The organism is uncultured Pseudacidovorax sp. (genome assembly GCF_913773995.1).
Classification (GTDB): Bacteria; Pseudomonadota; Gammaproteobacteria; order Burkholderiales; family Burkholderiaceae_C; genus Xenophilus.
The window spans coordinates 62471-87236 of sequence record NZ_CAJYES010000245.1 but is presented as its reverse complement, the minus strand read 5'-3'; the positions used below and the strand labels follow the sequence as shown (position 1 = coordinate 87236).

Below are 24766 nucleotides of genomic sequence, written 5' to 3'. Positions count from 1 at the left end.
CCGACCGCGCCTACCTGGGCCGCCTGCTGGCCCAGCAGCGCATCAGCATCCGCGGTGCGCGCACCCACAACCTCAAGAACGTCGACCTCGACATCCCGCGCAACCAGCTGGTGGTGATCACCGGGCTGTCGGGCTCGGGCAAGTCCAGCCTGGCCTTCGACACGCTGTATGCCGAGGGCCAGCGGCGCTATGTGGAGAGCCTGTCGGCCTATGCCCGGCAGTTCCTGCAGCTGATGGACAAGCCCGATGTCGACCTGATCGAGGGCCTGTCCCCCGCCATCAGCATCGAGCAGAAGGCCACCAGCCACAACCCGCGCTCCACAGTGGGCACGGTGACCGAGATCCACGACTACCTGCGACTCTTGTTCGCCCGCGCCGGCACGCCCTACTGCCCCGACCATCACCTGCCACTGCAGGCGCAGACCGTGTCGCAGATGGTGGATGCGGTGCTGGCAATCCCGGACGAGCCGCGGCTGATGATCCTGGCGCCGGTCGCGCGCGAGAAGAAGGGCGAGTTCCTCGAACTCTTCGCCGAGATGCAGGCCCAGGGCTACGTGCGCTTCCGCGTCGATGGCCAGGTGTATGAATACAGCGACCTGCCCGCGCTCAAGAAGACCGAGAAGCACGACATCGACGTGGTGATCGACCGCCTGCGCGCGCGGCCCGACATGCAGCAGCGCCTGGCCGAGAGCTTCGAGGCCGCGCTGCGCCTGGCCGAGGGCCGGGCCATCGCGCTCGAGATGGGGGGCGAGGGCACCGAAGAGAAGGAGCACCTCTTCAACGCCAAGTTCGCCTGCCCGCTGTGCCACTACTCGATCACCGAGCTGGAGCCGCGCCTCTTCTCCTTCAACTCGCCGGTGGGCGCCTGTCCGAGCTGCGACGGCCTGGGCCACCGCGAGTTCTTCGATCCGGCGCGGGTGGTGGCCTTCCCGTCGCTCAGCCTGGCCAGCGGTGCCATCAAGGGCTGGGACCGCCGCAACGGCTACTACTTCAGCATGCTGGAGAGCGTGGCCAAGCACTACAAGTTCGACCTGGACACGGCCTTCGAGTCGCTGCCCTCCTCGATCCAGCAGGTGCTGCTCAATGGCTCGGCCGGCGAGGAGATCAAGTTCAGCTACACCATGGAGTCGGGCAACTTCGCCGGCAAGAAGGTCACGAAGAAGCATCCCTTCGAGGGGATCATCCCGAACATGGCGCGGCGCTACCGCGAGACCGATTCGGCCATGGTGCGCGACGACCTCGCCCGCTACCGCAGCCTGCAGCCTTGCCCCGATTGCGGCGGCTCGCGCCTGCGGGTGGAGGCGCGCAACGTCTTCCTGGTCGACCATGCCGCCGAGCCGCCCACCGAGCGCTCCATCCATGCGCTGAGCCACCTCACGCTGCGCGACAGCCTGGCCTACTTCGAACAGCTGAAGCTGCAGGGCAGCAAGGCCGAGATCGCCGACAAGGTGGTGCGCGAAATCGGCCTGCGGCTCAAGTTCCTCAACGACGTGGGCCTCAACTACCTGAGCCTGGACCGCAGCGCCGAGACGTTGTCGGGCGGCGAGGCGCAGCGCATCCGCCTGGCCAGCCAGATCGGCTCGGGCCTGACGGGCGTGATGTACGTGCTGGACGAGCCCAGCATCGGCCTGCATCAGCGCGACAACGACCGGCTGATCGGCACGCTGCAGCACCTGCGCGACATCGGCAACAGCGTGATCGTGGTCGAGCACGACGAGGACATGATCCGCGCCGCCGACCATGTGATCGACATGGGCCCCGGTGCCGGCATCCATGGCGGCGAGGTGATGGCGCAGGGCACGCACCAGCAGGTGGCGGACAACCCCAGGTCGCTCACCGGCCAGTACCTGAGCGGCACGCGCCGCATCGAGGTGCCGGCCCGCCGCACGCCGCGCCTGCCGGTGGTGGCCGCTGCGCCCACGCCCGCCGAGACCAAGAAGAAGCCTTCGCGCTTCCCGATGAGCCCCGCCGCCGAACGCCGTGCCGAGCGTGAAGCACAGCACCTGCTCACCCAGGGTGCGCTGCAGGAAATCCGCGTGCTGAACGCGACCGGCAACAGCCTCAAGAACGTCAGCGCCGCCTTCCCCGTGGGCCTGCTCACCTGCGTGACGGGCGTGTCGGGATCGGGCAAGTCCACGCTGGTCAACGACACGCTCTATGCGGCCGTGGCGCGCACGCTGTACCGCTCGCACGACGAGCCCGCGCCGCACGAGGCCATCGAGGGCATCGAGTACTTCGACAAGGTCATCAACGTCGACCAGTCGCCCATCGGCCGCACGCCGCGCAGCAACCCGGCCACCTACACGGGCCTGTTCACGCCCATCCGCGAGCTGATGGCCGAGACCAACACCGCCAAGGAGCGCGGCTATGGCCCGGGGCGCTTCAGCTTCAACGTGGCGGGCGGCCGCTGCGAAGCCTGCCAGGGCGACGGCGTCGTGAAGGTGGAGATGCACTTCCTGCCCGACGTCTACGTGCCCTGCGAGGTCTGCCACGGCCAGCGCTACAACCGCGAGACGCTGGAGGTGCAGTACAAGGGCCGCAACATCGCGCAGATCCTTGAGATGACGGTGGAGGACGCGCACGCGTTCCTCCAGGCCGTGCCCACCATCGAGCGCAAGCTGCGCACGCTGCTGGACGTGGGCCTCAGCTACATCAAGCTGGGCCAGAGCGCGACCACGCTCTCGGGCGGGGAGGCCCAGCGCGTCAAGCTGGCGCTGGAGCTCTCCAAGCGCGACACCGGCCGCACGCTCTACATCCTGGACGAGCCCACCACCGGCCTGCACTTCGCCGACATCGAGCTGCTGCTCAAGGTGCTGCACCAGCTGCGCGACGCGGGCAACACCATCGTCGTGATCGAGCACAACCTCGACGTCATCAAGACCGCCGACTGGGTGATCGACATGGGCCCCGAAGGCGGGGCCGGTGGCGGGCAGGTGGTGGTGGCCGGCACGCCGGAGGATGTGGCGGCGTGCGAGGCGAGCCACACGGGGCGGTATTTGAAGCGGTTGTTGTAGGGCGAGGCAGTCGGCCTCGAGCAAGTGCTCGCAGGCTGGCGATCCCCTGCAAACGGGTCTACGTACTCAGGACCTCTCAGCCGTGCGCGGCCGGAGGGCTCTGACCCGCGGGGCTTGCGTCATACCGGCTCCGCCTCAGCCAGCACGGCGGCGCGGAATTTGTCCGGAAGTGCGTCCGGCGTGAGCACGTCGACCTTGATCCCGAGCAGTTCTTCCAGATCGCCTCTCAGCCCGCCGATGTCGAACATGGTGGTGTCCGGAAGCGGATCGACAAGCAGGTCGAGATCGCTGCCCTCTTGATCATCGCCATGCAGCACGGAGCCGAAGACGCGAGGATCGGCGACGCGGTGCCTGCCCGTCAGGGCGCGGATGGCTGATCGCTTCTATTGAAACAGCGTCGACGGTTTCATGGCGGGCGAAGGGACTCCTGATCTGGCCGCTTATTGTGCCCACGACTGAGGTGCGCGCCCTTTTCGGTATGGCATTCAATTGACAAATGGAGGTAGCTCAGCCGCATCGGCCGCCCCAGAATGGCCGCCACCCCCACCTGCGCTGGCCCCCATGGATGACTTCAGCCCCTCCGACCTCAAGGCGATCCTGCACTCCAAGCGGGCCAACCTGTACTACCTGGAGCATTGCCGGGTCCTGGTCAACGGCGGCCGCGTCGAGTATGTGACCGAAGAGGGCAAGCGCCAGCTCTACTGGAACATCCCCATCGCCAACACCACAACGCTACTGCTGGGGACGGGTACGTCCATCACGCAGGCCGCGATGCGGGAGCTGGCGAAGGCGGGGGTGCTGGTGGGCTTTTGCGGTGGCGGCGGCACGCCCCTGTTCAGCGCCAACGAGGTCGACGTGGAGGTCGCCTGGCTCACGCCGCAGAGCGAATACCGGCCCACCGAATACCTGCAGCATTGGGTGCGCTTCTGGTTCGACGACGCGTTGCGGCTTGCCGCCGCCAAGGCCTTCCAGCGCGCCCGGCTCGAACGCATCCATGCGCAGTGGCTCAAGAGCCGACTCCTGAGGGACGCCGGGTTTGCCATCGAGGCCCCTGTGCTGGAGGCAGCGCTGAACGCCTCGCTGCGCGGCATCGACGCCGCGCCGGACAACGTGCATCTGCTGACCGAAGAGGCGCGCCTGAGCAAGCACCTGTTCAAGCTCGCCGCACAGGCCACCCGTTACGGTGAGTTCACTCGCGCCAAGCGCGGCGAAAGCACCGATGCGGCCAACCGCTTTCTCGACCATGGCAACTACCTCGCCTATGGCCTCGGCGCGACCGCCACGTGGGTGCTGGGCCTGCCGCATGGCCTGGCCGTGCTCCATGGCAAGACGCGTCGCGGCGGGCTCGTGTTCGATGTGGCCGATCTGGTCAAGGACGCCACCATCCTGCCCCTGGCCTTCATTGCGGCGGTGCGTGGCGACGGGGAGCAGGACTTCCGCCGCGCCTGCATCGAGAGCCTCACGCGCAGCGAGGCGCTGGACTTCATGATCGACACCGTCAAGGCCGTCGCCGAGCGGACGGGCCGACTCGCGCAGGCGCGCCCTGCTGACGAAGGCAGCGCGGCATGAACGTGCTGCTGATCGCGCAGTGCGACAAGCGTGCGCTGACCGAGACCCGCCGCATCCTCGACCAGTTTGCCGAGCGCCGCGGCGACCGCACCTGGCAGACGCCCATCACGCAGGACGGCCTAGACACCCTGCGCCGCCTGCTGCGCAAGACGGCCCGCAAGAACACCGCGGTGGCCTGCCACTGGATCCGTGGCCTGGACCACAGCGAACTGCTCTGGATCGTCGGTGACCGTGGCCGCTTCAACGCCGAGGGCGCGGTGCCCACCAACACCACCGCGCGCAACGTGCTGCGCCTGCGCGACGAAAACGCCTGGCACCACCTGCCGCTGATGACGGCACTGGCAGCCCTGGCCGCGCTGATGCACGACCTGGGCAAGGCGACGCAGGCCTTTCAGGCGCGGCTGCGCAATCCGGGGCTGCGCGAGCGCAACCACTATCGCCATGAATGGGTGTCGGTGCGGTTGTTCCAGGCCTTCGTGGGGCGCGACGATGACGCGGCCTGGCTTCAGCGGCTGGCGGCCTGTGCCGAGGCTGGCGCGGACGCTGACGCCTTCGAAGCGCAGTGGCTGGACCACCCAAGCGGCCGCCTCTTGCGCGATGGTCTGGATGAGCCCGCCGCCGCGGAGAGCCTGCCCTTCTCGGCCCTGGCCCACGCGCCCTTGGCCCAGGCCGTCGCCTGGTTGGTGTTCACGCACCACCGGTTGCCTTGCCTGCCGGTGAAGTCTTCCGATGCAGGTGGCGATGAGGACGAAGGCGAGGTGCCTAGCGCGCAGTGGCGACGCTTTGGCGCGCGTCCGGCTTTCCTCAACGCGGGCGACTTGGAGGATGTGCTGGCGCGCGTCAGCGCTGACTGGAACGAGCCCCGCGAGCAGACCGACGCCTCGACCGTCCAGAGCCATTGGCACTTTCCGCACGGTCTGCCGGTGATCACCACGGCATGGCGCGCACAGGCCGCCCGCTACGCACGCAAGCTGGCCGCGCTGTCGGTCGGGGCGTCGAAGGCACCCGTGCTGCACGACCCGTTTGCCATGCACGTCTCGCGGCTGTGCCTCATGCTGGCCGACCACCATTACTCCAGCATCAGCGACGAGGCCCGGCGGCGGTCCTATCGCAACGCGGACTATCCGCTGTACGCCAACACGCTGGGTGCAGCGCGGCCGACTGACGGCCGGACAGCCGCGCCGAAATCCGGCATGGACTCCGTGTTCAATCAGACGCTGGACGAACACCTGCTGGGTGTACAGGCCCATGCCACGCTGATCGCCCGCGCCCTGCCCAGCCTGGCCGACAACCTGCCCGCGCTCAAGAACCACAAGCCGCTGCGAAAGCGCAATGCCGATCCGCGCTTTGCCTGGCAGGACAAGGCCACGGAGCTGGCGCTTGCCGTGCGCCTGCGGGCGGCCCAGCAGGGTGCCTTCATCGTCAACATGGCGTCCACCGGCAGCGGCAAAACGCTGGGCAATGCCCGCGTGATGAATGCGCTGGCAGACCCGGGGACGGGCATGCGCTGCGCCTTCGCCATCGGCCTGCGCACCCTCACGCTGCAGACGGGGCGCAGCTTCCAGAAGGATCTGGGCCTGGGCGAAGAGCAACTGGCCATCCAGGTCGGCGGGGCGGCCAGCCGCGCCCTCTTCGAATACTGGGAGCAGCAGGCCGAGGCCACCGGCTCCGCATCGCGCCAGGAACTGCTGGACGAAACCGGCATCGTGCTCTACGAGGGCAACGACCAGCATCCCCTGCTGCAGCGCCTGACCGACGATGCCAAGGCCCGCGCCCTGATCGCTGCGCCGGTGCTGGTGTGCACCGTCGACCATCTCACGCCCGCGACGGAGAGCCTGCGCGGCGGGCGGCAGATAGCGCCCATGCTGCGCCTGCTCACGGGCGACCTGGTGCTGGACGAGCCCGACGACTTCGACATGGCCGACCTGCCCGCGCTCACCCGGCTGGTGCACTGGGCCGGCTTGCTGGGCAGCCGGGTGCTGCTGTCGTCGGCCACCTTGCCGCCGGCGCTGGTGGAAGGGCTGTTTCTTGCCTACCGCGCAGGGCGTGAAGTGTTTCAGCGGCATCGCAGCGAACGCCCGGCCGAGCCCGTCAACCCTTGCTGCCTGTGGATCGACGAGTTCAATCAGGCCACGCAGGACTGCGCCGATGGCGCGGCCTTTCGCCAGGCCCACAACCAGTACACGGCCCGACGCGTGAGCAAGCTGAAGGAGGCGCAGGTGCGGCGCCTGGCGCGTATCGCTGCCGTGCCCGATACCTGGTCCGGCATGAAGGAACCCGAGCGACGCGAGGACTTCGCCCGTCTGGTGCTCGCGCAGGCCTGGCAGCTGCACCAGCAGCCCGGCAACCACAGCCTCGACGCGGCCAGCGGCAAGCGCATCAGCCTGGGCCTGATCCGCATGGCCAACATCGCCCCGCTGTACGACGTGGCGTTGGCCATGTATGCGCTGGGCGCGCCCGCCCCTGGCGTGCGCATCCACCTGTGCGTCTACCACTCGCAGTTTCCTTTGCTGCTGCGCTCGGCCATCGAGCAGCAGCTCGACACCCTGCTCGACCGCCGGGGCGGGCTGGGCGACCGAGATCCGGCCCTACAGCGTCCGGCGCTGCGCGCCGCCATCGACCCTCACCTCGAGCCCGATCACCTCTTCATCGTGCTGGGCAGCCCGGTGACGGAGGTCGGACGCGACCATGACTACGACTGGGCCGTAGTCGAGCCCTCGTCCATGCGCTCGCTGATTCAGCTGGCCGGGCGCGTGCGACGGCATCGGCCAGGCGCTGTGGAGGGCGTCAACATGGTGGTGCTGGACAGCAACCTGCGGCGCTACGAAGCAGGCGAAGGCAGGGCGGTGTTCTGCAAGCCGGGTTTCGAGATGGACTTTCAGCCAGCTGGCTCAAGCGATGCTGCACAGAATTTCTACCTTCAAAGTCACAGCCTTCGCCAGTTGATGTCGCGCATCGCCCAAGGCGACGTGCCATGGCCGGTGGATGCGCAGCCACGCATTGCGATGTCTGCCACGCACTATCACCCGCGTTTCCATTGGGCAGACTTGGAGCACGAGCGAATGCGCGACGCCATGCTGCCACGCTCTGCTGCCAGCAAATACACCACTACGCCTGTGCGGGCAGCCAGTCTGCAGTGGGCGCATCCTGGCCAGTTGTGGCGTACCGGGGTGCTGCCGCAGTGCCAGCGCTTCCGCTACGACCCCCAGCGCCGCGACGACGTGGTGCTGCTGCCGGACGAGGAAGAGGAGGCGCTGCGGCTGCACCGCGTGCAGGACGGCGACGGCCGCGGCGACACGATCTATGTGGCCGTGCATGAGAGCCTGTGCCACCCGGTGCCGCCGGCACGGCTGGCATCGGCCAGCGTGTCGTCCTGGCCGCGGGTGGACTTGATGGAGGAACTGGTTGCCTTGGCGCAGGCGCAAGGACTCTCACTGGATCAGTGCGCGAAGCGCTACGCGACGGCCAGCCTGCCGCGCTCCCGCAACGGCTGGCTGTTCCATGAGGCGCTGGGCTTCGCGGTGAAGCGATGAAGAACTCAGGCCGGATTCGACTGCAGTCGGGTGGCGGCCCTGACCGCTGTCTGGATGGACCCGTCCAGTTCGGCAACGTGCGTAGGTGACTAACTCATGAGGAGAAGCTTCGTATGTGGAAGGACCGAATCGGCGCGTTCGTTTCCGAGCGCCTGAGTGTCAAGCTGGACAAGCTGGCGGACGACGATCCAAGGCGGGCCGAGTTGCTCGCGCAACATGAACCGACTGTTTGGCTTGCCGACGCGGCACGGCGCGTCGCGCAGATCCAGGCCGTCACTCACTCCCTCAAACCCATCCACCCCGACGCGCGCGGCACCAATCTCTACGTGGCGCCCTCGGCCTTGCCCAGCTTGGCGGAACTGGGCAGCCACGCGCTGGGCCAACAGTTCGTCGGCGACGTGGTCGGCAACGCGGCGGCGCTGGACGTCTACAAGCTGCTCAAGCTGGAGGCGAACGGGCCCACCTTGCTCGCCGCACTCCTGGCACAGGATGCCGACGCCCTGGCGGCATTGCACACTGACCCGGCGCAAGCCCAGGCCCTGCGCGATGCCTTCGTGTCGCTGACACAGCCGCGCGCCGAAGGTCCCAGCAGCCATACCCTGGCCAAGCAGCTGTACTGGTTGACGGGCAGCGATGCCTGCGCCGACGCCGACTACATCCTGTTGGCGCCGCTGTTCGCCACCTCGCTGGCGCATGCAGTTCACACCCAGGTCCAGGAAGACCGTTTCGGCGACACCAACAAGGCAGCCCGCCAGGCCCGGCGGGACCGCAAGGCACATGACGGCGTCTTTCACGACTACCCCGGACTGGCCGTGCAGAACATGGGCGGTACCAAGCCGCAGAACATCAGCCAGCTCAACAGCGAACGGCGGGGCATGAACTACCTGCTCTCGTCCCTGCCCCCGCGGTGGGAGGCCAGCGCGGTGCGCATGCCCGTCCACGCGGAATCGGTGTTCGACCGGCTCTTCATCGCCCGGCCGGAAGTGCGCCGCACCCTGCGGGCGCTGCGACAGTTCCTGGAATCCGAGCCCGAAGCCAACCTGGCCACTCGTCAACGCCGTGAAGCCCTGCTGGACACGCTTCTGGACGAACTGGTCGCACTGGCCGCCGAGCTTCAGCAACTGCTCCCGCCGGGGTGGACCTGCGATGACGAGCGCTTCGCAAAGCTGGATTACCCCCAGCAGCTATGGCTGGACCCCTTGCGGGCGGAGCGCCCCGAAGAAGCGCAGTTCGCGCGGGATTGGCTCTGGATGGATTGGCCCTCCGCCATCGGCAAGGCCTTCGCGACCTGGCTCAACGATCAACTCCGCGGCAAGCTGCCCGTGGGCGATGCCGAAGCGCGCGAGTGGAAGAAGGTGCTGCTGACCGACGAAGACGGCTTCAAGCAGCAACTGCGCGAGTTGCGAGAGAAGCTGGACGCGCTGCGGGAGGAAAACCCATGAGCCTCCCCCAACCCCAAGCCATCCTCGTCCTGCCGCACCTGCGAATCCAGAACGCCAACGCCATCGCCAGTCCGCTGACGCACGGCTTTCCCTCCATCACCGCCTTCACTGGCCTGATGTGGGCGCTGGAGCGCAAGCTGGCGCAAGCCGGTGTTCCGCTGCGGCTGCACGGCGTGGGCGTGGTCTGCCATGCCCATCAGGAGCAGGTCACCCAGGGCTATGTGCGCAGCTTCAACCTCACGCGCAACCCGGTGGACAAGGACGGTAGCACCGCCGCCATCGTGGAAGAAGGCCGCATGCACCTGCAGCTCACGCTGGTGCTGTCTGTCTCGCAGAAGGCTGCGCCCGGCGTGCCCCATGCCCTCGTCCAGGGCAACGACACGCAACTGGCGGAGTGGGCGCGCATGGCCGGCGACACACTGGCCGGCATGCGGGTGGCGGGCGGCAGTGTGCTGCCCTCGCGCCCCGTGCCCGGCAAGCGCGTGCGGCCGTGGATGGCCCTCGTTCCCGAAGATCCGGAGCAAGCCGAAAAGGCCTTCCGCGAGTGGCGCCGGCAATGGCTGCCCGGCTTTGCTCTGGTGGGGCGCGACGACCTGCTGGCCGAGCGCCTGGAGCATCTGCGTGCCACGAAGCCCGACGCCACCTTGCTCGACGCCTGGCTTCACGCCGCCCGGTTCAACCATGAGCCTTTGCCGGCCGCAGACGGCACGCCAGTGCCCGACGGCAAAGTGCGCTGGGGCGATCCGCTGCGCATGAAAGGCAGCGGCTGGGTGGTTCCGATCCCCGTCGGCTACGCCGCACTCGCGTCGCAGGCTCACGCCGCCGGCACCGTGCGCCATGCGCGGGACGCTGCCGTGCCCTTGCGCTTCGTGGAGTCGGTCTACGCGCTGGGCGAATGGATCGGTCCGCACCGGCTGACGCACCTGAACCAACTGCTGTGGCATGCCGAGGCCAACGAGGCCTTGGGGCTGTACCGCTGCCGAAGCGGTTACCAGCCCACGCCGTCGCCAGACCCATCGGCGCAGACCGACCGCAGCGACGGCCCGCCGGACGGCACCCAACCCGAGTGGGACGACGCCGAAGCCTACGAATACACCTGAGCGGGCAGCCCCGCATTCGCGTTCAACACCCGATGAACTTCTGAAGGATCGACACCATGACCGACAAACTCACCACTGCTTCCGTCCTGGCCTTCGAGCGCAAGCTGGACCCCTCCGACGCCGTGTTCCACGCCGGCCGCTGGGAAGACCGCGCCGGGTCGCATGCCTGGCCGGCCGTCACCATCCAGCCCAAGTCCGTGCGCGGCACCATCAGCAACCGCCTCAAGGCCAAGGACCAGGACCCGGCCAAGCTCGACGCTGCCATCGAGAACCCCAACCTGCAAACCGTGGACGTGGCTGCGCTGCCTCCTGAGGCAGACACCCTGAGGGTGCAGTTCACGCTGCGCGTGCTCGGCGGCGCGGGCACCCCGTCAGCCTGCAACAGCGCGGCTTATCAGGCCAAGCTGCGGGCCACCGTGCAGGGCTATGTGCAGCAATACGGCTTTGGCGAGCTGGCCCGGCGCTATGCGGCCAACCTGGCCAACGGTCGCTTCCTGTGGCGCAACCGTGTCGGGGCCGAACAGGTGGACGTGCTCGTGGAGCAGATGCAGGACGGCCAAGCCGCGCACACATGGTCTTTCAATGCGCTGGCGCTCAGCACGCGAGCCCTCGACGCTGGCGACGGCACGAGCGCTCTCGACGAACTGGGGCAGGTCGTCGCTTCCGGCCTGGTGGGCTCGGCCCATGTGCTGCTGCGGGTGACGGCCTTCGTTCGCCAGGGCGAGGGGCAGGAGGTGTTCCCCTCGCAGGAGCTGATCCTCGACAAGGAAAAGACCGGCAAGAGCAAGACGCTTTACGACGTGAACAAGGTCGCCGCCATTCACTCGCAAAAGATCGGCAATGCCATCCGCACCATCGACACCTGGTACGAAGGCGCCGACGAACTGGGCCCCATCGCGGTGGAGCCTTACGGCTCCGTCACCACCCAGGGCAAGGCCTACCGCCAGCCCAAGCAGAAGCTGGACTTCTACACGCTGCTGGACAACTGGCTGCTGAAGGACCAAGTGCCCCCCGTCGAGCAGCAGCACTTCGTCATGGCCGTGCTCGTCCGGGGCGGCGTGTTCGGCGATGCGAGCTGACGCGCGAGGCGCCATGACCACGCACTACATCGACATCACCCTGCGACCCGATCCGGAGTTCAGCCAGGCGCATCTTATGGGTGCTCTTGTGGCGAAGCTCCACCGGGCATTGGTGCGAGTGAAGGCCAGCGACATCGGCGTGAGCTACCCGCAGCACGTGAGCCAGCCGGCAGGCCGCCGCACGTTGGGTGACGTGCTGCGCCTGCACGCCACGCCCGAAGCATTGGAGCGCTTGATGATGCAAGACTGGCTCACCGGCATGCGCGATCACATTCTCTGCACCGAATTGCGGCCGGCTCCAGCCGATGCCCCGCATCGAACGGTGCGGCGGCGCCAGTTCAAGACCAACGTCGACCGACTGCGCCGCCGGCGCATGCAACGCCATGGCGAGACGGCGGAGCAGGCCGCAGCGGCGATCCCCGACAGTGTGGAGCGGCGCCCAGACCTGCCTTTCGTGCAGCTGCGCAGCAGCACCACTGGCCAGCCGTTCTGCCTGTGCATCGAGCACGGCCCCACGCAGGAGCAGCCTGTGACCGGTGCTTTCAACGCCTACGGCTTGAGTCTCGGCGCCACCGTGCCGTGGTTCTGACCCTTTTTTCCGGGGTGCCATCAGGCCCCTGACGGATCAAGCACTTACCGAACACCCCCGCGCGAGGGGTGTTCGTGCTTGGAGGGCAAAAGTTCGTTAACAATCAAGTGCTTGCAGACCTTTGGGTCTAGTTCGCTGCCGAATAGGCAGCTCAGAAATCGAATTGATAGAAGCCCCGGGCCGGCCCGTTGTTCGCTGCCGAATAGGCAGCTCAGAAATGTAGCATGCCGCCGCCAATGCGGGCCTCAATGTTCGCTGCCGAATAGGCAGCTCAGAAACTCACATCGCCAGAGGCAATCCAGGCCATCTCGTTCGCTGCCGAATAGGCAGCTCAGAAAAAACCGGGACAGGATCGTCACATGTGTGCGACGTTCGCTGCCGAATAGGCAGCTCAGAAAACGTGGGCGACCAGCATGTTAAGCAACACCGAGTTCGCTGCCGAATAGGCAGCTCAGAAATCGCAGCTGCGCAGGAACTCGGCTGTGTCCATGTTCGCTGCCGAATAGGCAGCTCAGAAAGTTCGGGCAGGGCTCGGTTTTCGAGTCGCCAGGTTCGCTGCCGAATAGGCAGCTCAGAAATTCAGGCGCTCTTCAATGTCCAAGGCCATCAGGTTCGCTGCCGAATAGGCAGCTCAGAAACAGCGTGATCGCCCAAAAGGAGTGGTGCTGCTGTTCGCTGCCGAATAGGCAGCTCAGAAATTGTCGAATTGGGCGCGCCAAGCGGATTCCCGGTTCGCTGCCGAATAGGCAGCTCAGAAAAAACTCGCGCACCACCTCGATTGCGGACAGGGGTTCGCTGCCGAATAGGCAGCTCAGAAATTGGCCTCGGCACGAGCACCGCGGCCAAACTCGTTCGCTGCCGAATAGGCAGCTCAGAAAATGTAGACCGCGCACCATTCAAGCCACGTCATGTTCGCTGCCGAATAGGCAGCTCAGAAATATCGCGCGTTCTGGATCGAGTTCCAGTGGTGGTTCGCTGCCGAATAGGCAGCTCAGAAAGGCAGGCCGCGCTCGGCCAGGTAAACGTCGGTGTTCGCTGCCGAATAGGCAGCTCAGAAATGCTGTGGTCCGGCGTGCCCGACTCGCTGCTGGTTCGCTGCCGAATAGGCAGCTCAGAAAGAAGACGGGGCAGAAGTTTTTGATCTGGGCATGTTCGCTGCCGAATAGGCAGCTCAGAAAAGAAGAGGTAGGCATTGAGCGCCCCAGCACGTGTTCGCTGCCGAATAGGCAGCTCAGAAAACGGGGGCACCCCCAGGTATTTAGGCGGAAAAGTTCGCTGCCGAATAGGCAGCTCAGAAACTGCAGCTCAGTTCGTACGAAGGTGTTCCACTGTTCGCTGCCGAATAGGCAGCTCAGAAATCCTTGAAGGCCGTGGAGTCGAAGCGGCGGCTGTTCGCTGCCGAATAGGCAGCTCAGAAAGAGGTGCGCCGGCGCGGCCGTGGGGTGGAAGAGTTCGCTGCCGAATAGGCAGCTCAGAAAAGCCGGCGGTGGCCGCTTTCGGCGCGGCCAACGTTCGCTGCCGAATAGGCAGCTCAGAAATCATCGACGAAGCCGTCCGGTCGGATCACCAATGTTCGCTGCCGAATAGGCAGCTCAGAAATTGCTGGAGCCGATGCCGCGCCCAGAAATCGCGTTCGCTGCCGAATAGGCAGCTCAGAAAACCGCATTCGCGCCGTCTCCGAGGGCGGTGTCGTTCGCTGCCGAATAGGCAGCTCAGAAAACCACATCATGCGCCCGGACAGCGACCAGCACCGTTCGCTGCCGAATAGGCAGCTCAGAAACTGGTGCGGTCGCAACGGGCGATCGCGCGCTACGTTCGCTGCCGAATAGGCAGCTCAGAAATCTGGCAATTCGTGGCTTCCCTGGTCCAACAAGTTCGCTGCCGAATAGGCAGCTCAGAAATCCAGGCGCACGCCCTCGAAGGCGGTGATGGCGTTCGCTGCCGAATAGGCAGCTCAGAAACCGAAGATGCGGCAGTGCCGCCATTCCCAGATGTTCGCTGCCGAATAGGCAGCTCAGAAAAGCGACCGCCGTCGCCAACGCACCAGCGGCAAGTTCGCTGCCGAATAGGCAGCTCAGAAATCGCTGGCCCGCCAGCGGTGCGGGATGCAGCCGTTCGCTGCCGAATAGGCAGCTCAGAAATGCGTGGGCTCCTGTGGCTTCACGCGCTTGAAGTTCGCTGCCGAATAGGCAGCTCAGAAATGTTCGTGCTGGAGCGCAGCAACTCGCGCGCCGTTCGCTGCCGAATAGGCAGCTCAGAAAAGGTCGCCGAGAAGAAGGGCCGCGAGGTCCATGTTCGCTGCCGAATAGGCAGCTCAGAAAGCCGCCAGGGTGAATGGATTCAGTCTGCCGCACGTTCGCTGCCGAATAGGCAGCTCAGAAAGGATTCAGCCGCGGATGGTGGTCCAACGCCCTGTTCGCTGCCGAATAGGCAGCTCAGAAATGGAACGCGCCGGCAGCATTGAAGAACGCGACGTTCGCTGCCGAATAGGCAGCTCAGAAATTTCCGCCGGCGGCGGCGTCGACCGCGACGAGGTTCGCTGCCGAATAGGCAGCTCAGAAATCGGGCGCGGTGTCGTTCAGGTGCTGCACCACGTTCGCTGCCGAATAGGCAGCTCAGAAAAACTCCGGGAGAGAAGACGTGAGCGACTTTGCGTTCGCTGCCGAATAGGCAGCTCAGAAATTGCGGCGCCCTACGGCGCGGCGCTGGTGGGCGTTCGCTGCCGAATAGGCAGCTCAGAAACGCGTTCCCCGCATCGACCCACGCAAGGAGCCGTTCGCTGCCGAATAGGCAGCTCAGAAAGTCGCGGGGCCGCAAGGCACATAACGGATGACGTTCGCTGCCGAATAGGCAGCTCAGAAATGGATGAGCACGTCGGCGCCATCGCCGATCCCGTTCGCTGCCGAATAGGCAGCTCAGAAATTCATCGTTGGCCAGCACGGGGACCAGGCGGAGTTCGCTGCCGAATAGGCAGCTCAGAAAGCCTGGACGAGCACCAAGTCAGCGAGGCAAAGGTTCGCTGCCGAATAGGCAGCTCAGAAAAGCAGAAGCCAGCGCGGCACCAGGTCGAGCAGGTTCGCTGCCGAATAGGCAGCTCAGAAACTACCCGCCGCCCGCTCGGCGATCAGCGCGGCGTTCGCTGCCGAATAGGCAGCTCAGAAAAGCAACGCAGTTCGTCCATCTCTCGCTCCTATGTTCGCTGCCGAATAGGCAGCTCAGAAAATCTTCGCCGCCAGCAGTCAGCCGGCCCCGGAGTTCGCTGCCGAATAGGCAGCTCAGAAACGTGGGGGTGAATCGGACGCGGGGAACTGCAGGTTCGCTGCCGAATAGGCAGCTCAGAAAAAAGGCGGTTTGCTGGTCGGCTTGTACTCCCGGTTCGCTGCCGAATAGGCAGCTCAGAAAGTGGCCGGCACCGAGATCCTGCTGCGGGCCTACGTTCGCTGCCGAATAGGCAGCTCAGAAAATGCTGGGTGGTGCACTGCGAACGGTGTTCTCGTTCGCTGCCGAATAGGCAGCTCAGAAAACAGTCCAGCCCGAGTGCATCGGCTTAGCCGGGTTCGCTGCCGAATAGGCAGCTCAGAAATCAGAGAGGTGCTGAATCCCAGCGTTATAGTTGTTCGCTGCCGAATAGGCAGCTCAGAAATCGGTCTGTACCCCATACGGGTTAGAAGGGGTTGTTCGCTGCCGAATAGGCAGCTCAGAAATGGCGCGAGTTGGTCGAGACGTCGTGCAAGCGGTTCGCTGCCGAATAGGCAGCTCAGAAATGACCGGCACGCTGACAGCCAGCCGCACCATCGTTCGCTGCCGAATAGGCAGCTCAGAAATCTCGCAGCTGGCGATCCTTCTCGCGGCTCTTGTTCGCTGCCGAATAGGCAGCTCAGAAATTTCGGTGGCTCGTCGCCGAAGAAGCGGCGCAGTTCGCTGCCGAATAGGCAGCTCAGAAACTGCAGCTCCTTGGCGAAGTAGCGGCACAGCGGTTCGCTGCCGAATAGGCAGCTCAGAAATTGGCTCGACCTTGTACAAGATGACGTGGAAGGTTCGCTGCCGAATAGGCAGCTCAGAAAATGTCGGGCGGTGAGCTGTGGAGAGATGGCCTGTTCGCTGCCGAATAGGCAGCTCAGAAAAGCATCCCACCCGAGGAAGCCGGCGAGTTGATGTTCGCTGCCGAATAGGCAGCTCAGAAAGTTCAGATTCAAGAACCCGGTCAGCCCATCGGGTTCGCTGCCGAATAGGCAGCTCAGAAAGTGGTCGTGGACGCCGACGGCAACAGCAACACGTTCGCTGCCGAATAGGCAGCTCAGAAAAGTCACGGGGCCGAGGTCGTGGCGGTCCATCCGTTCGCTGCCGAATAGGCAGCTCAGAAAGTCGGGGGCAACAACGATCTTGGCAAAGTCGCGTTCGCTGCCGAATAGGCAGCTCAGAAAATCGAAGAGGCCAAGCACAACATGACCCACGATGTTCGCTGCCGAATAGGCAGCTCAGAAAAGACACGGCCGACCCATGGGTGGGCCAGGCCGGTTCGCTGCCGAATAGGCAGCTCAGAAAAACCGAAAAAGCAATGTCTACCTGGATCGACAGTTCGCTGCCGAATAGGCAGCTCAGAAACTTGGGGGGTAGTGGTGGCATGGGGGACTGGACGTTCGCTGCCGAATAGGCAGCTCAGAAAAACCCGCTGCCACACGGCATAGGGATAGACAGGGTTCGCTGCCGAATAGGCAGCTCAGAAATGGCCAGGGGTGATCAGCCCCGGCTTGTAGTGGTTCGCTGCCGAATAGGCAGCTCAGAAATTCTGGCTGCAGATGGTCGCGCCCAGCCAAACGTTCGCTGCCGAATAGGCAGCTCAGAAATTGCTCTCGAATGCGTGCAGCACGCTCTCGACGTTCGCTGCCGAATAGGCAGCTCAGAAATGCACGCTCGCCAGCTTCCAGCTGGCCTTCCAGTTCGCTGCCGAATAGGCAGCTCAGAAACTGCAGATGTTGGATCGACGCCCGGCGCCTGCGTTCGCTGCCGAATAGGCAGCTCAGAAATGTTGCGCTCTCCGCGTCAAAGGCAAAGCGCAGTTCGCTGCCGAATAGGCAGCTCAGAAATACACGAAGTTCATCAACAACATCGAGGTCGAGTTCGCTGCCGAATAGGCAGCTCAGAAAAATCCACGACCGAGGCGACGATGCGGCGGACGGTTCGCTGCCGAATAGGCAGCTCAGAAAAGGAGCACGCCCAGCTCGCCGACGATGGCAATGTTCGCTGCCGAATAGGCAGCTCAGAAAGCTACCGGCTCAACCTCAGCCGCACCCGTTATGTTCGCTGCCGAATAGGCAGCTCAGAAACGAGTACCTGCACGCACTCACGCTGGACCCGAGTTCGCTGCCGAATAGGCAGCTCAGAAAAACAGCTTTATCAAGCGCCCGGGCGGCTGCGCGTTCGCTGCCGAATAGGCAGCTCAGAAAAATGAAGCTAGGAATGCCGCCCCTCGCACCTCGTTCGCTGCCGAATAGGCAGCTCAGAAAACTGGGCACCCACAGCGTGCACGGCAACAACTGTTCGCTGCCGAATAGGCAGCTCAGAAATCGTCGTTCTCGCCCTTTCCGTAGGGATTGAAGTTCGCTGCCGAATAGTCAGCTCAGAAATCGATGCGCTGGAGCAGGCGCACCTGGTTCTCGTTCGCTGCCGAATAGGCAGCTCAGAAATCTTCCGGCCGGCCCAGGATGACGCCCCAGCACGTTCGCTCCCGAATAGGCAGCTCAGAAACGATGCCCGAAGGGTGGAAGGACGGCGACGGCGTTCGCTGCCGAATAGGCAGCTCAGAAATGGTCGGAACCGTGACCACGTGCTGCCTCGGGGTTCGCTGCCGAATAGGCAGCTCAGAAAATGAACGCGGCGCCGTAGTGCTGGACGGCCCGGTTCGCTGCCGAATAGGCAGCTCAGAAATCCCCTGCACCACAGGAAGAATCCAAATGAACGTTCGCTGCCGAATAGGCAGCTCAGAAAGAGAAGGAGGCAGCCAAACTGCAAGGCGCGAAGTTCGCTGCCGAATAGGCAGCTCAGAAAGGACGCAGCGCCTCGGGGTGGTTGATGAAGGCGTTCGCTGCCGAATAGGTAGCTCAGAAATTGTCCTCGCGGGTCTTCGGGGTGGTGGCGACGTTCGCTGCCGAATAGGCAGCTCAGAAACAAGAAGCCCACCGTCCACTGAGAGAGGAAGCCGTTCGCTGCCGAATAGGCAGCTCAGAAAAACGTGCACCAGGCCACGATCCTGAAGCAGCTGTTCGCTGCCGAATAGGCAGCTCAGAAAAGCGTTTCGTCAGGCGCCATGGCCAGCACGATGTTCGCTGCCGAATAGGCAGCTCAGAAATGTGGTGCAGGGGAGGTGGGAGGGGCGGGGAGGTTCGCTGCCGAATAGGCAGCTCAGAAACTGCGAGCATGCCGGCTGGGCTTGCAGCTTGCGTTCGCTGCCGAATAGGCAGCTCAGAAATTGGTGAGCCCGAAGTGCATCACGGGCTTGCCGTTCGCTGCCGAATAGGCAGCTCAGAAAGTTTCGATGACGCCCGGGCGCGCGCCGGCGTGGTTCGCTGCCGAATAGGCAGCTCAGAAATCGTGCAGGTAGTCGGTGACGTGCTGGGGGTAGTTCGCTGCCGAATAGGCAGCTCAGAAATTCTTCGCCAAGAGTGCCCTGCAGGCGCATGCGTTCGCTGCCGAATAGGCAGCTCAGAAAGTCAGGCGCGGCGCACGCGGGCCCGCGAGGCCGTTCGCTGCCGAATAGGCAGCCCAGAAATTGATGATGCGGACTTCCTCGACACAAGCCAGGTTCGCTGCCGAATAGGCAGCTCAGAAAGATATCGGCGCTCGAATCTGCCGCGCGGTCGCGTTCGCTGCCGAATAGGCAGCTCAGAAACGGGAGAGAAGACGTGACCACCGAAGCCTATCGTTCGCTGCCGAATAGGCAGCTCAGAAATTCGTCGTGGCGCCCATCCCTGACGCCATCGTGTTCGCTGCCGAATAGGCAGCTCAGAAAAAGCGCACGAGACCAATGCCTCGCGGGCGTGGGTTCGCTGCCGAATAGGCAGCTCAGAAATTGGCACAGTAGAAAAATCTGGCGGCACTTCCTGTTCGCTGCCGAAGAGGCAGCTCAGAAACTCAGCTTCTACACGTTGCGCCCTGGCCAGTCGTTCGCTGCCGAAAGGCAGCTCAGAAACACGGAATTCGCTGGCGTTGCCCAGGCCGTGGGTTCGCTGCCGAATAGGCAGCTCAGAAAGCTCGCGCTGGCACCATCGACGCGAAAGCCGCGTTCGCTGCCGAATAGGCAGCTGAGATAAACATGAACACCAGCGCGCCCTGCCGGACTGGGCCTATTGCCTCAGATCGCCATCGCTGGCTGAAGGGGCTGGGGCAGTGCGCGTGTAAGGCAGACATCCCACGCGCCGCGCTGAGCAGGCCACCGCCCGACACCCGCCGACGAGCGGCGAGCACCCCGTTCGATGGTCACCGCCAGCCCCTGCTCGGCTACATCCGCCCCTTCCAAGGCACCGCCCACGCCTCGATCCTGCGCATCAGCAGGTCGAACAGCAGCGCCACGACGCCGATCACCAGGATGCCCATGACCACCACGTCGGTGCGCAAAAAGTTGGACGCGTTGAGCACCAACTGGCCAAGGCCGGCGGTGGCGGCCACCATCTCGGCGGCGACCAGGGTGGTCCAGCCGAAGCCGATGGCGATGCGCATGCCGGTCAGGATGTCGGGCAGGGCCGCAGGCAACACGACGTAGCGGATCACCTGCCAACGGTTGGCGCCCAGCGAGAGGATGGCGTCGATCTGTTCGCTGCCCACCGAGCGCACGCCGGCACGCGCGGCGACGGCCAGTGGCGCGAAGCAGGCCAGGTAGATCAGCACCACCTTCGAGGTCTCCTCGATGCCGAACCAGATGATCACCAGCGGCAGGTAGGCCAGCGGCGGCAGCGGGCGGTAGAACTCGATGATGGGGTCGAAGATGCCCCGCAGCGTGCGCGAGACGCCCATCAGGATGCCCACCGGCACGGCCGTGACGCAGGCCAGCGCGAAGGCGCCGAACACGCGGCCCAGGCTCCACAGGAAGTGCTCCAGCAGCGGCTTGCCGCCCTGGCCCTTGCCCTGGACGGCGGCGACGAAGGCGTCCCACACCGAGGCGGGCGAGGGCAGCACCAGCGGCGGCAGCCAGGCCAGTGCGGCGGCGGCCCACCACAGCAGGAAGAGCACGGCCACGGTGGCGATGCTGATGGCGGTGGTGCGGCCTTCGCCGGGGCGGCGGTGGCCCTGGGTGGGGCGGCTGCGGGCGCTGGTGGGTGCACGGCGCGCGGGCACGAGGGGCGCGGCCTCGTGAGCGGCGCGCCCGGAGGCCGGGGTGGCGGCCATCTTCATCGGTGCAGCAGTGGGCGTCATCGTGGGGTCCTCAAGAAAAGGCCGGGGCGGCGCTTCGACAGGCTCAGCGCGAACGGGATGGGGTTGGCGCGGCGCGAACGGAGAAGGCTTGGCGCGACGCGAACGGGCAAGGCTTGGCGCGAATGGAAAGGGACTCGGCGAAAACCGGTGCGGCTCAATGCACCGCCGCCCCCGCATGGATCGCGTCGATGACCTCTTCGCGCAGGCGGATGAACTCGGGCTGCGACTTGATGGCGCGTGCGCTGCCGCCGGCGATGTACTGGCGGCCGAAGTCCAGCTGGTAGCGGCGCGACACGCGGCCGGGCGAGGGCGTCATCACGATCAGCTCGGTGGCCAGGAACAGCGCCTCTTCCACGTCGTGCGTGATGAAGAAGCACAGCTTGCCCTCGCGCGCCCAGATCTGCAGCACCAGCTCCTGCACCTGCTCGCGCGTCAGCGAATCCAGCGCGCCGAAGGGCTCGTCCATCAGCAGCATGGCCGGATTGGCAGCCAGTGCCCGGGCGATGCCCACGCGCTGCTGCTGGCCGCCCGACAGCTGATAGACCGGGTGCGTCGCGTAGCGCTCCAGCCCCACGGCGCGGATCTGCTTCATGGCGGCCTCGTGCCGCTCCGCGCGGCCCAGGCCGCGCAGGCGCAGGCCCAGCGCCACGTTGTCGATCACGTTGAGCCAGGGCATCAACGCATGCTTCTGAAAGACCACGCCGCGGTCGGCGCCCGGGCCTTCCACATGGCGGCCGTTGACGAAGATGTGGCCTTCGCTCGGCGCCATGAAGCCAGCGATGCACGACAGCAGCGTGGTCTTGCCGCAGCCCGAGGCGCCGACGGCGACCACGAATTCGCCGCGGGCGAAGCCCAGGTCCACCTGCGACAGGGCCGTCACTTCGGCGCCGCCGCGGCCGGCGTAGGTCACGCCCACGTTCTCGATGCGCAATCCGTCCATGGTGCTCGTCTCCGATGCGGCGCGGCGCTCAGGGCTTCGCCTTGGCGGCGTAGCTGGCGTTCACGCCCACGCTGTAGTCGGGCAGCACATTGCCGATGGTGCCCTGTGCCTTCAGGAAGGCCGCGGTGGCCGCCAGCGACTGGGCCGCGCCGCCCTTGGCGCCTCCGCCCAGCCAGGTGGCCGAGGCCTGCTCGGCCGGCGGCACGAAGCGGTACAGGGCCATCGCCGCAGGCACGTCGGCCTCGGTGGCACCCGTCACCTGGGCCACCGCCTTCACCTGCGGCGAGCCGACCGTCCACTGCGCCTTGTTGGCGGCATAGGCGGCATCGGCCTTGGCGATGGCCGACAAAAACTTGACCATGAAGTCCGCATTGGCCGCGGCCCAGGGCTTGTTGGCGATGATGCCGTCAAAGGTGGCCTTGCCGGTCTGCTTGGAGATCTGGCCGCTGCTGGTGATCTGCTTGCCGCTGGCCTTGACCTTGGAGAGCACCGGGTCCCACACGAAGGTGGCGTCGATGTCGCCGCGCTCCCAGGCGGCGGCGATCTCGGGCGGGCGCATGTTGAGGATCTTGACCTGCGACGGATCGACCTTGGCCGCCTCCAGCGCCACCAGCGTGTGGAAGTGCGTGGTGGAGGTGAAGGGCACGCCGATCTTCTTGCCCTTGAGGTCGGCCACGCTGTTCACGCCCGAGCCGTTGCGCGCCACCAGGGCCTCTGCATCGGCGATGTCGTCGAGGATCCACACCAGCTCCACCGGCAGGCCCTGCGACAGGGCCGAGGCCACGGGCGCCGAGCCCGCCTCGCCGATCTGCACCTGGCCCGAGGCCATGGCGCGGATCACGTCGCCGCCGCCCGCGAACTTGCGGAAGTTGATCTTGTAGCCGGTGGCCTTCTCGATCTCACCCGTGACCTGCGCATAGCGCCAGGGCACCACCATGTCCTGGTGGGCGATGGTGACTTCCTTGGCGGCCTGGGCCTGCGCGCCTGCGGCGAAGGCCGAGAGGGCGAGCAGCGCCAGGTGGCGGCGGGTGAAGCGGATCGGGGTGGTCATTGGATGGGTCCTCCGGGTGTGGGATGTATGGGATGAACTGTGCGGCGCGCGGGCCGGCCACCCAAGTGCCAGAGGCCGGCGACCGAAAGAGCCAGAGCCCCAAAGCGGGCACCCGGCTGGTGCCTGCCACGGCAGGCGCTGCACTGCTTCGGCGCAGAGCCGGCGATTCTGGGAAGCGGCCTGCCCGGGCGGCAACGAAGAAAAGCGCGCAAGCTCATGCGCCGGGCGTGCGTGGCGCCGGGCGTTGGAGGCCATGTGGGTCAGTCAATCAAGAGCCGTTCGGGCTGAGCCTGTCGAAGCCAGGGCAAGGCGTGTCCAGCCCTTCGACTAGCTCAGGGCGAACGGCCCTTGACTGGCACCCGGCGTCAATGCAGCGGCGCGTCCCGCCGCACGCCTCGCGCCGCGGCCAGTTCGTGCACCGCCAGCGCCAGCGCGCGCACACCCGCCTCGATCTGCGCGCCCGAGATGGACGACAGCCGCAGCCGGAACTGCGGGCACGGATAGGGCGGCTGGTCGTAGAACACGCGGCCCGCCTCGATCAACACGCCATGGCCGCGCGCCACATCGGCCAGCTCGGCCGAATCCAGCCAGTCCGGCCCTTCCACCCACACCGAGGCGCCACCCTGCGGCGGCGTGAAACGGAAGTCCGGCAGGTACTGCCGCAGCGCCTGCGCCACCCGCGCCAGGCGCTCCTGCATGATCTGGTTGACCCGCCGCGCATGCGACTCGTGGTGCCCCAGCGAGAGGAAGAGCGCATAGGCATGCTGCAGGAAGGCGCTGGGGTGGCGCACCATGGCATGGCGCAGCACCCGCAGCTCGGCGATCAGCTCGCGCGAGGCCACGATGTAGCCCAGCCGCAGCGCCGGGGACAGGCTCTTGGAGAGCGAGCCGATGTAGATCACCCGCCCGCCCGTGTCCAGGCTCTTGAGCGCGGGCATGGGCATGCCGGCGTACAGGTTCTCGGCCTCGTAGTCGTCCTCGACGATGACGAAGTCCTGCAGCTCGGCCTTGCGCAGCAGCCACTGGCGCCGCTCCAGGCTCAGCGTGCGCGTGGTCGGGCTCTGGTGGCTGGGCGTGACGAACACGTAGTCCACCTGCGGCATCGCATCCACCACCAGGCCGTCGTCGTCCACCGCGATGTTGACGAAGCGCGGGTCGCGCACGCGGAAGGAGTTGCGCGCATGCGGATGGCCCGGCTCCTCGCAGCCCACGCGGGTGCGGGCATCGAACAGGGCCTCGGCCAGCAGGTAGAAGGCATGCTGCGAGCCCACGGTGATCAGGATCTCGTCGGCCAGCGCATAGACGCCACGCTTGGGCAGCAGGCGCTGGCGGATCTGCGTGACCAGGTCGTCCACGTCCACCTGCTCGAAGTCGGGCGTCCAGTGCGGCAGCTGCACCCGCGCCAGGCTGCGCAGGCAGCATTCGCGGAAGTCGTCGGTGGGAAAGAGCTCCGGGTCGTAGGTGCCGTAGACGAACTGGTAGGGATAGTCGTGCCAGCGCTCGGGCTTGGCCAGCGTGGGCCGGTCGCGCTGCGAGCGCAGCACGCGGGCGCGCCAGTCGGGGGGGCGTGGCGTGCTGTCGCCCGCCGTCTCGGGCGCGAAGGGATTGGCCTCGGCCGGCGCGGCCTGCAGCGGCGAGGCATCGGCCGCCACGAACACGCCGCGCCGCGGGCGGGCCTCCAGGAAGCCTTCTTCCACCAGTTGCTCGTAGGCGGCGGTCACCGTGTTGCGGCTGAGCGAAAGCGCCTGCGCCAGGTCGCGCGAAGAGGGCAGGGGCGTGCCAGGGCCCAGCCGGCCATCGAGGATGGCCTGCACGATCACCGCGCGCAGCCGCACCTGGATCGGCAGGCCGGGCTGCTCCGGCAGGCGGAAGAGGCGGGCCCACAAGGGGCGGTTCGGATCGTCGGTGGCGGGCATGGCGGATGGGTCGAGGAAATGCGTGCGCATGCACACAAGCGGGGCGCGATCACGCTGTTGGTGCGTCGCTGGCGCCCCGTGGCTTGGCCGATGGGCCGGCTCTGGCTCTATGGCGCGGCGTGCT

12 protein-coding genes and 1 CRISPR repeat array are annotated in these 24766 nt (G+C 65.9%); of the genes, 7 read left to right on the top strand and 5 right to left on the bottom strand.

The window, feature by feature from the left end; genetic code table 11:
- Window positions 1-14: 14 nt before the first annotated feature.
- Window positions 15-3014: an excinuclease ABC subunit UvrA gene (gene uvrA, locus QZ772_RS23365; RefSeq protein ID WP_295531918.1), complete on the top strand. Its 3000-nt coding sequence runs from the start codon at window positions 15-17 to the stop codon at window positions 3012-3014.
- Between the two features lie 119 nt (window positions 3015-3133).
- Here uvrA and QZ772_RS23360 read toward each other — a convergent pair whose 3' ends face one another.
- Window positions 3134-3385: a nucleotidyltransferase family protein gene (locus tag QZ772_RS23360; RefSeq protein WP_295531915.1), complete on the bottom strand. Its 252-nt coding sequence runs from the start codon at window positions 3383-3385 to the stop codon at window positions 3134-3136.
- A gap of 190 nt (window positions 3386-3575) precedes the next feature.
- Here QZ772_RS23360 and cas1f point away from each other — a divergent pair, with 190 nt between their 5' ends.
- The 6 genes from cas1f to cas6f all read left to right on the top strand — a co-directional run bounded on the left by cas1f (window position 3576) and on the right by cas6f (window position 12326).
- Window positions 3576-4583, top strand: coding sequence for a type I-F CRISPR-associated endonuclease Cas1f (cas1f, locus tag QZ772_RS23355; RefSeq protein ID WP_295531786.1), 1008 nt, complete (start codon window positions 3576-3578; stop codon window positions 4581-4583).
- Window positions 4580-8116 carry a type I-F CRISPR-associated helicase Cas3f gene (cas3f, locus tag QZ772_RS23350; RefSeq protein WP_295531783.1) on the top strand — a complete coding sequence of 1179 codons (3537 nt, stop codon included), beginning with the start codon at window positions 4580-4582 and terminating at the stop codon, window positions 8114-8116. Before cas1f ends, cas3f begins: the two co-directional genes overlap by 4 nt.
- Before the next feature lie 113 nt (window positions 8117-8229).
- Window positions 8230-9558, top strand: coding sequence for a type I-F CRISPR-associated protein Csy1 (gene csy1, locus QZ772_RS23345; protein WP_295531780.1), 1329 nt, complete (start codon window positions 8230-8232; stop codon window positions 9556-9558).
- Window positions 9555-10658, top strand: coding sequence for a type I-F CRISPR-associated protein Csy2 (gene csy2 / locus QZ772_RS23340; RefSeq protein WP_295531777.1), 1104 nt, complete (start codon window positions 9555-9557; stop codon window positions 10656-10658). Before csy1 ends, csy2 begins: the two co-directional genes overlap by 4 nt.
- A gap of 56 nt (window positions 10659-10714) precedes the next feature.
- Window positions 10715-11737: a type I-F CRISPR-associated protein Csy3 gene (gene csy3 / locus QZ772_RS23335; protein WP_295531774.1), complete on the top strand. Its 1023-nt coding sequence runs from the start codon at window positions 10715-10717 to the stop codon at window positions 11735-11737.
- Between the two features lie 13 nt (window positions 11738-11750).
- Complete coding sequence (cas6f, locus tag QZ772_RS23330; RefSeq protein ID WP_295531771.1) at window positions 11751-12326, top strand: type I-F CRISPR-associated endoribonuclease Cas6/Csy4; 576 nt, start codon at window positions 11751-11753, stop codon at window positions 12324-12326.
- Window positions 12327-12456: 130 nt separating this feature from the next.
- Window positions 12457-19635: a CRISPR direct-repeat array (repeat unit 28 nt; unit sequence GTTCGCTGCCGAATAGGCAGCTCAGAAA).
- A 188-nt stretch (window positions 19636-19823) separates the two neighbouring features.
- Here cas6f and QZ772_RS23325 read toward each other — a convergent pair.
- The 4 genes from QZ772_RS23325 to QZ772_RS23310 form a co-directional block, all read right to left on the bottom strand.
- The gene (locus QZ772_RS23325; protein WP_295531912.1) at window positions 19824-20708 is read right to left on the bottom strand and encodes an ABC transporter permease subunit; all 885 of its coding nucleotides are present in this window, start codon (window positions 20706-20708) and stop codon (window positions 19824-19826) included.
- Window positions 20709-20889: 181 nt separating this feature from the next.
- On the bottom strand, window positions 20890-21675 hold the full coding sequence (locus tag QZ772_RS23320; RefSeq protein WP_295531768.1) for an ATP-binding cassette domain-containing protein: 786 nt from the start codon (window positions 21673-21675) through the stop codon (window positions 20890-20892).
- Window positions 21676-21703: 28 nt separating this feature from the next.
- Complete coding sequence (gene tauA / locus QZ772_RS23315) at window positions 21704-22726, bottom strand: taurine ABC transporter substrate-binding protein (protein ID WP_295531765.1); 1023 nt, start codon at window positions 22724-22726, stop codon at window positions 21704-21706.
- A 365-nt stretch (window positions 22727-23091) separates the two neighbouring features.
- Window positions 23092-24642, bottom strand: coding sequence for a PLP-dependent aminotransferase family protein (locus QZ772_RS23310; protein ID WP_295531762.1), 1551 nt, complete (start codon window positions 24640-24642; stop codon window positions 23092-23094).
- Window positions 24643-24766: the final 124 nt, after the last annotated feature.

Coding starts and splice junctions, on each gene's coding strand:
- csy1 (WP_295531780.1), top strand. CDS start 8,230: ATGTGGAAGGACCGAATCGGCGCGTTCGTTTCCGAGCGCCTGAGTGTC.
- csy3 (WP_295531774.1), top strand. CDS start 10,715: ATGACCGACAAACTCACCACTGCTTCCGTCCTGGCCTTCGAGCGCAAG.
- cas6f (WP_295531771.1), top strand. CDS start 11,751: ATGACCACGCACTACATCGACATCACCCTGCGACCCGATCCGGAGTTC.
- tauA (WP_295531765.1), bottom strand. CDS start 22,726: ATGACCACCCCGATCCGCTTCACCCGCCGCCACCTGGCGCTGCTCGCC.
- QZ772_RS23320 (WP_295531768.1), bottom strand. CDS start 21,675: ATGGACGGATTGCGCATCGAGAACGTGGGCGTGACCTACGCCGGCCGC.
- QZ772_RS23325 (WP_295531912.1), bottom strand. CDS start 20,708: ATGGCCGCCACCCCGGCCTCCGGGCGCGCCGCTCACGAGGCCGCGCCC.
- QZ772_RS23310 (WP_295531762.1), bottom strand. CDS start 24,642: ATGCCCGCCACCGACGATCCGAACCGCCCCTTGTGGGCCCGCCTCTTC.
- csy2 (WP_295531777.1), top strand. CDS start 9,555: ATGAGCCTCCCCCAACCCCAAGCCATCCTCGTCCTGCCGCACCTGCGA.
- cas1f (WP_295531786.1), top strand. CDS start 3,576: ATGGATGACTTCAGCCCCTCCGACCTCAAGGCGATCCTGCACTCCAAG.
- cas3f (WP_295531783.1), top strand. CDS start 4,580: ATGAACGTGCTGCTGATCGCGCAGTGCGACAAGCGTGCGCTGACCGAG.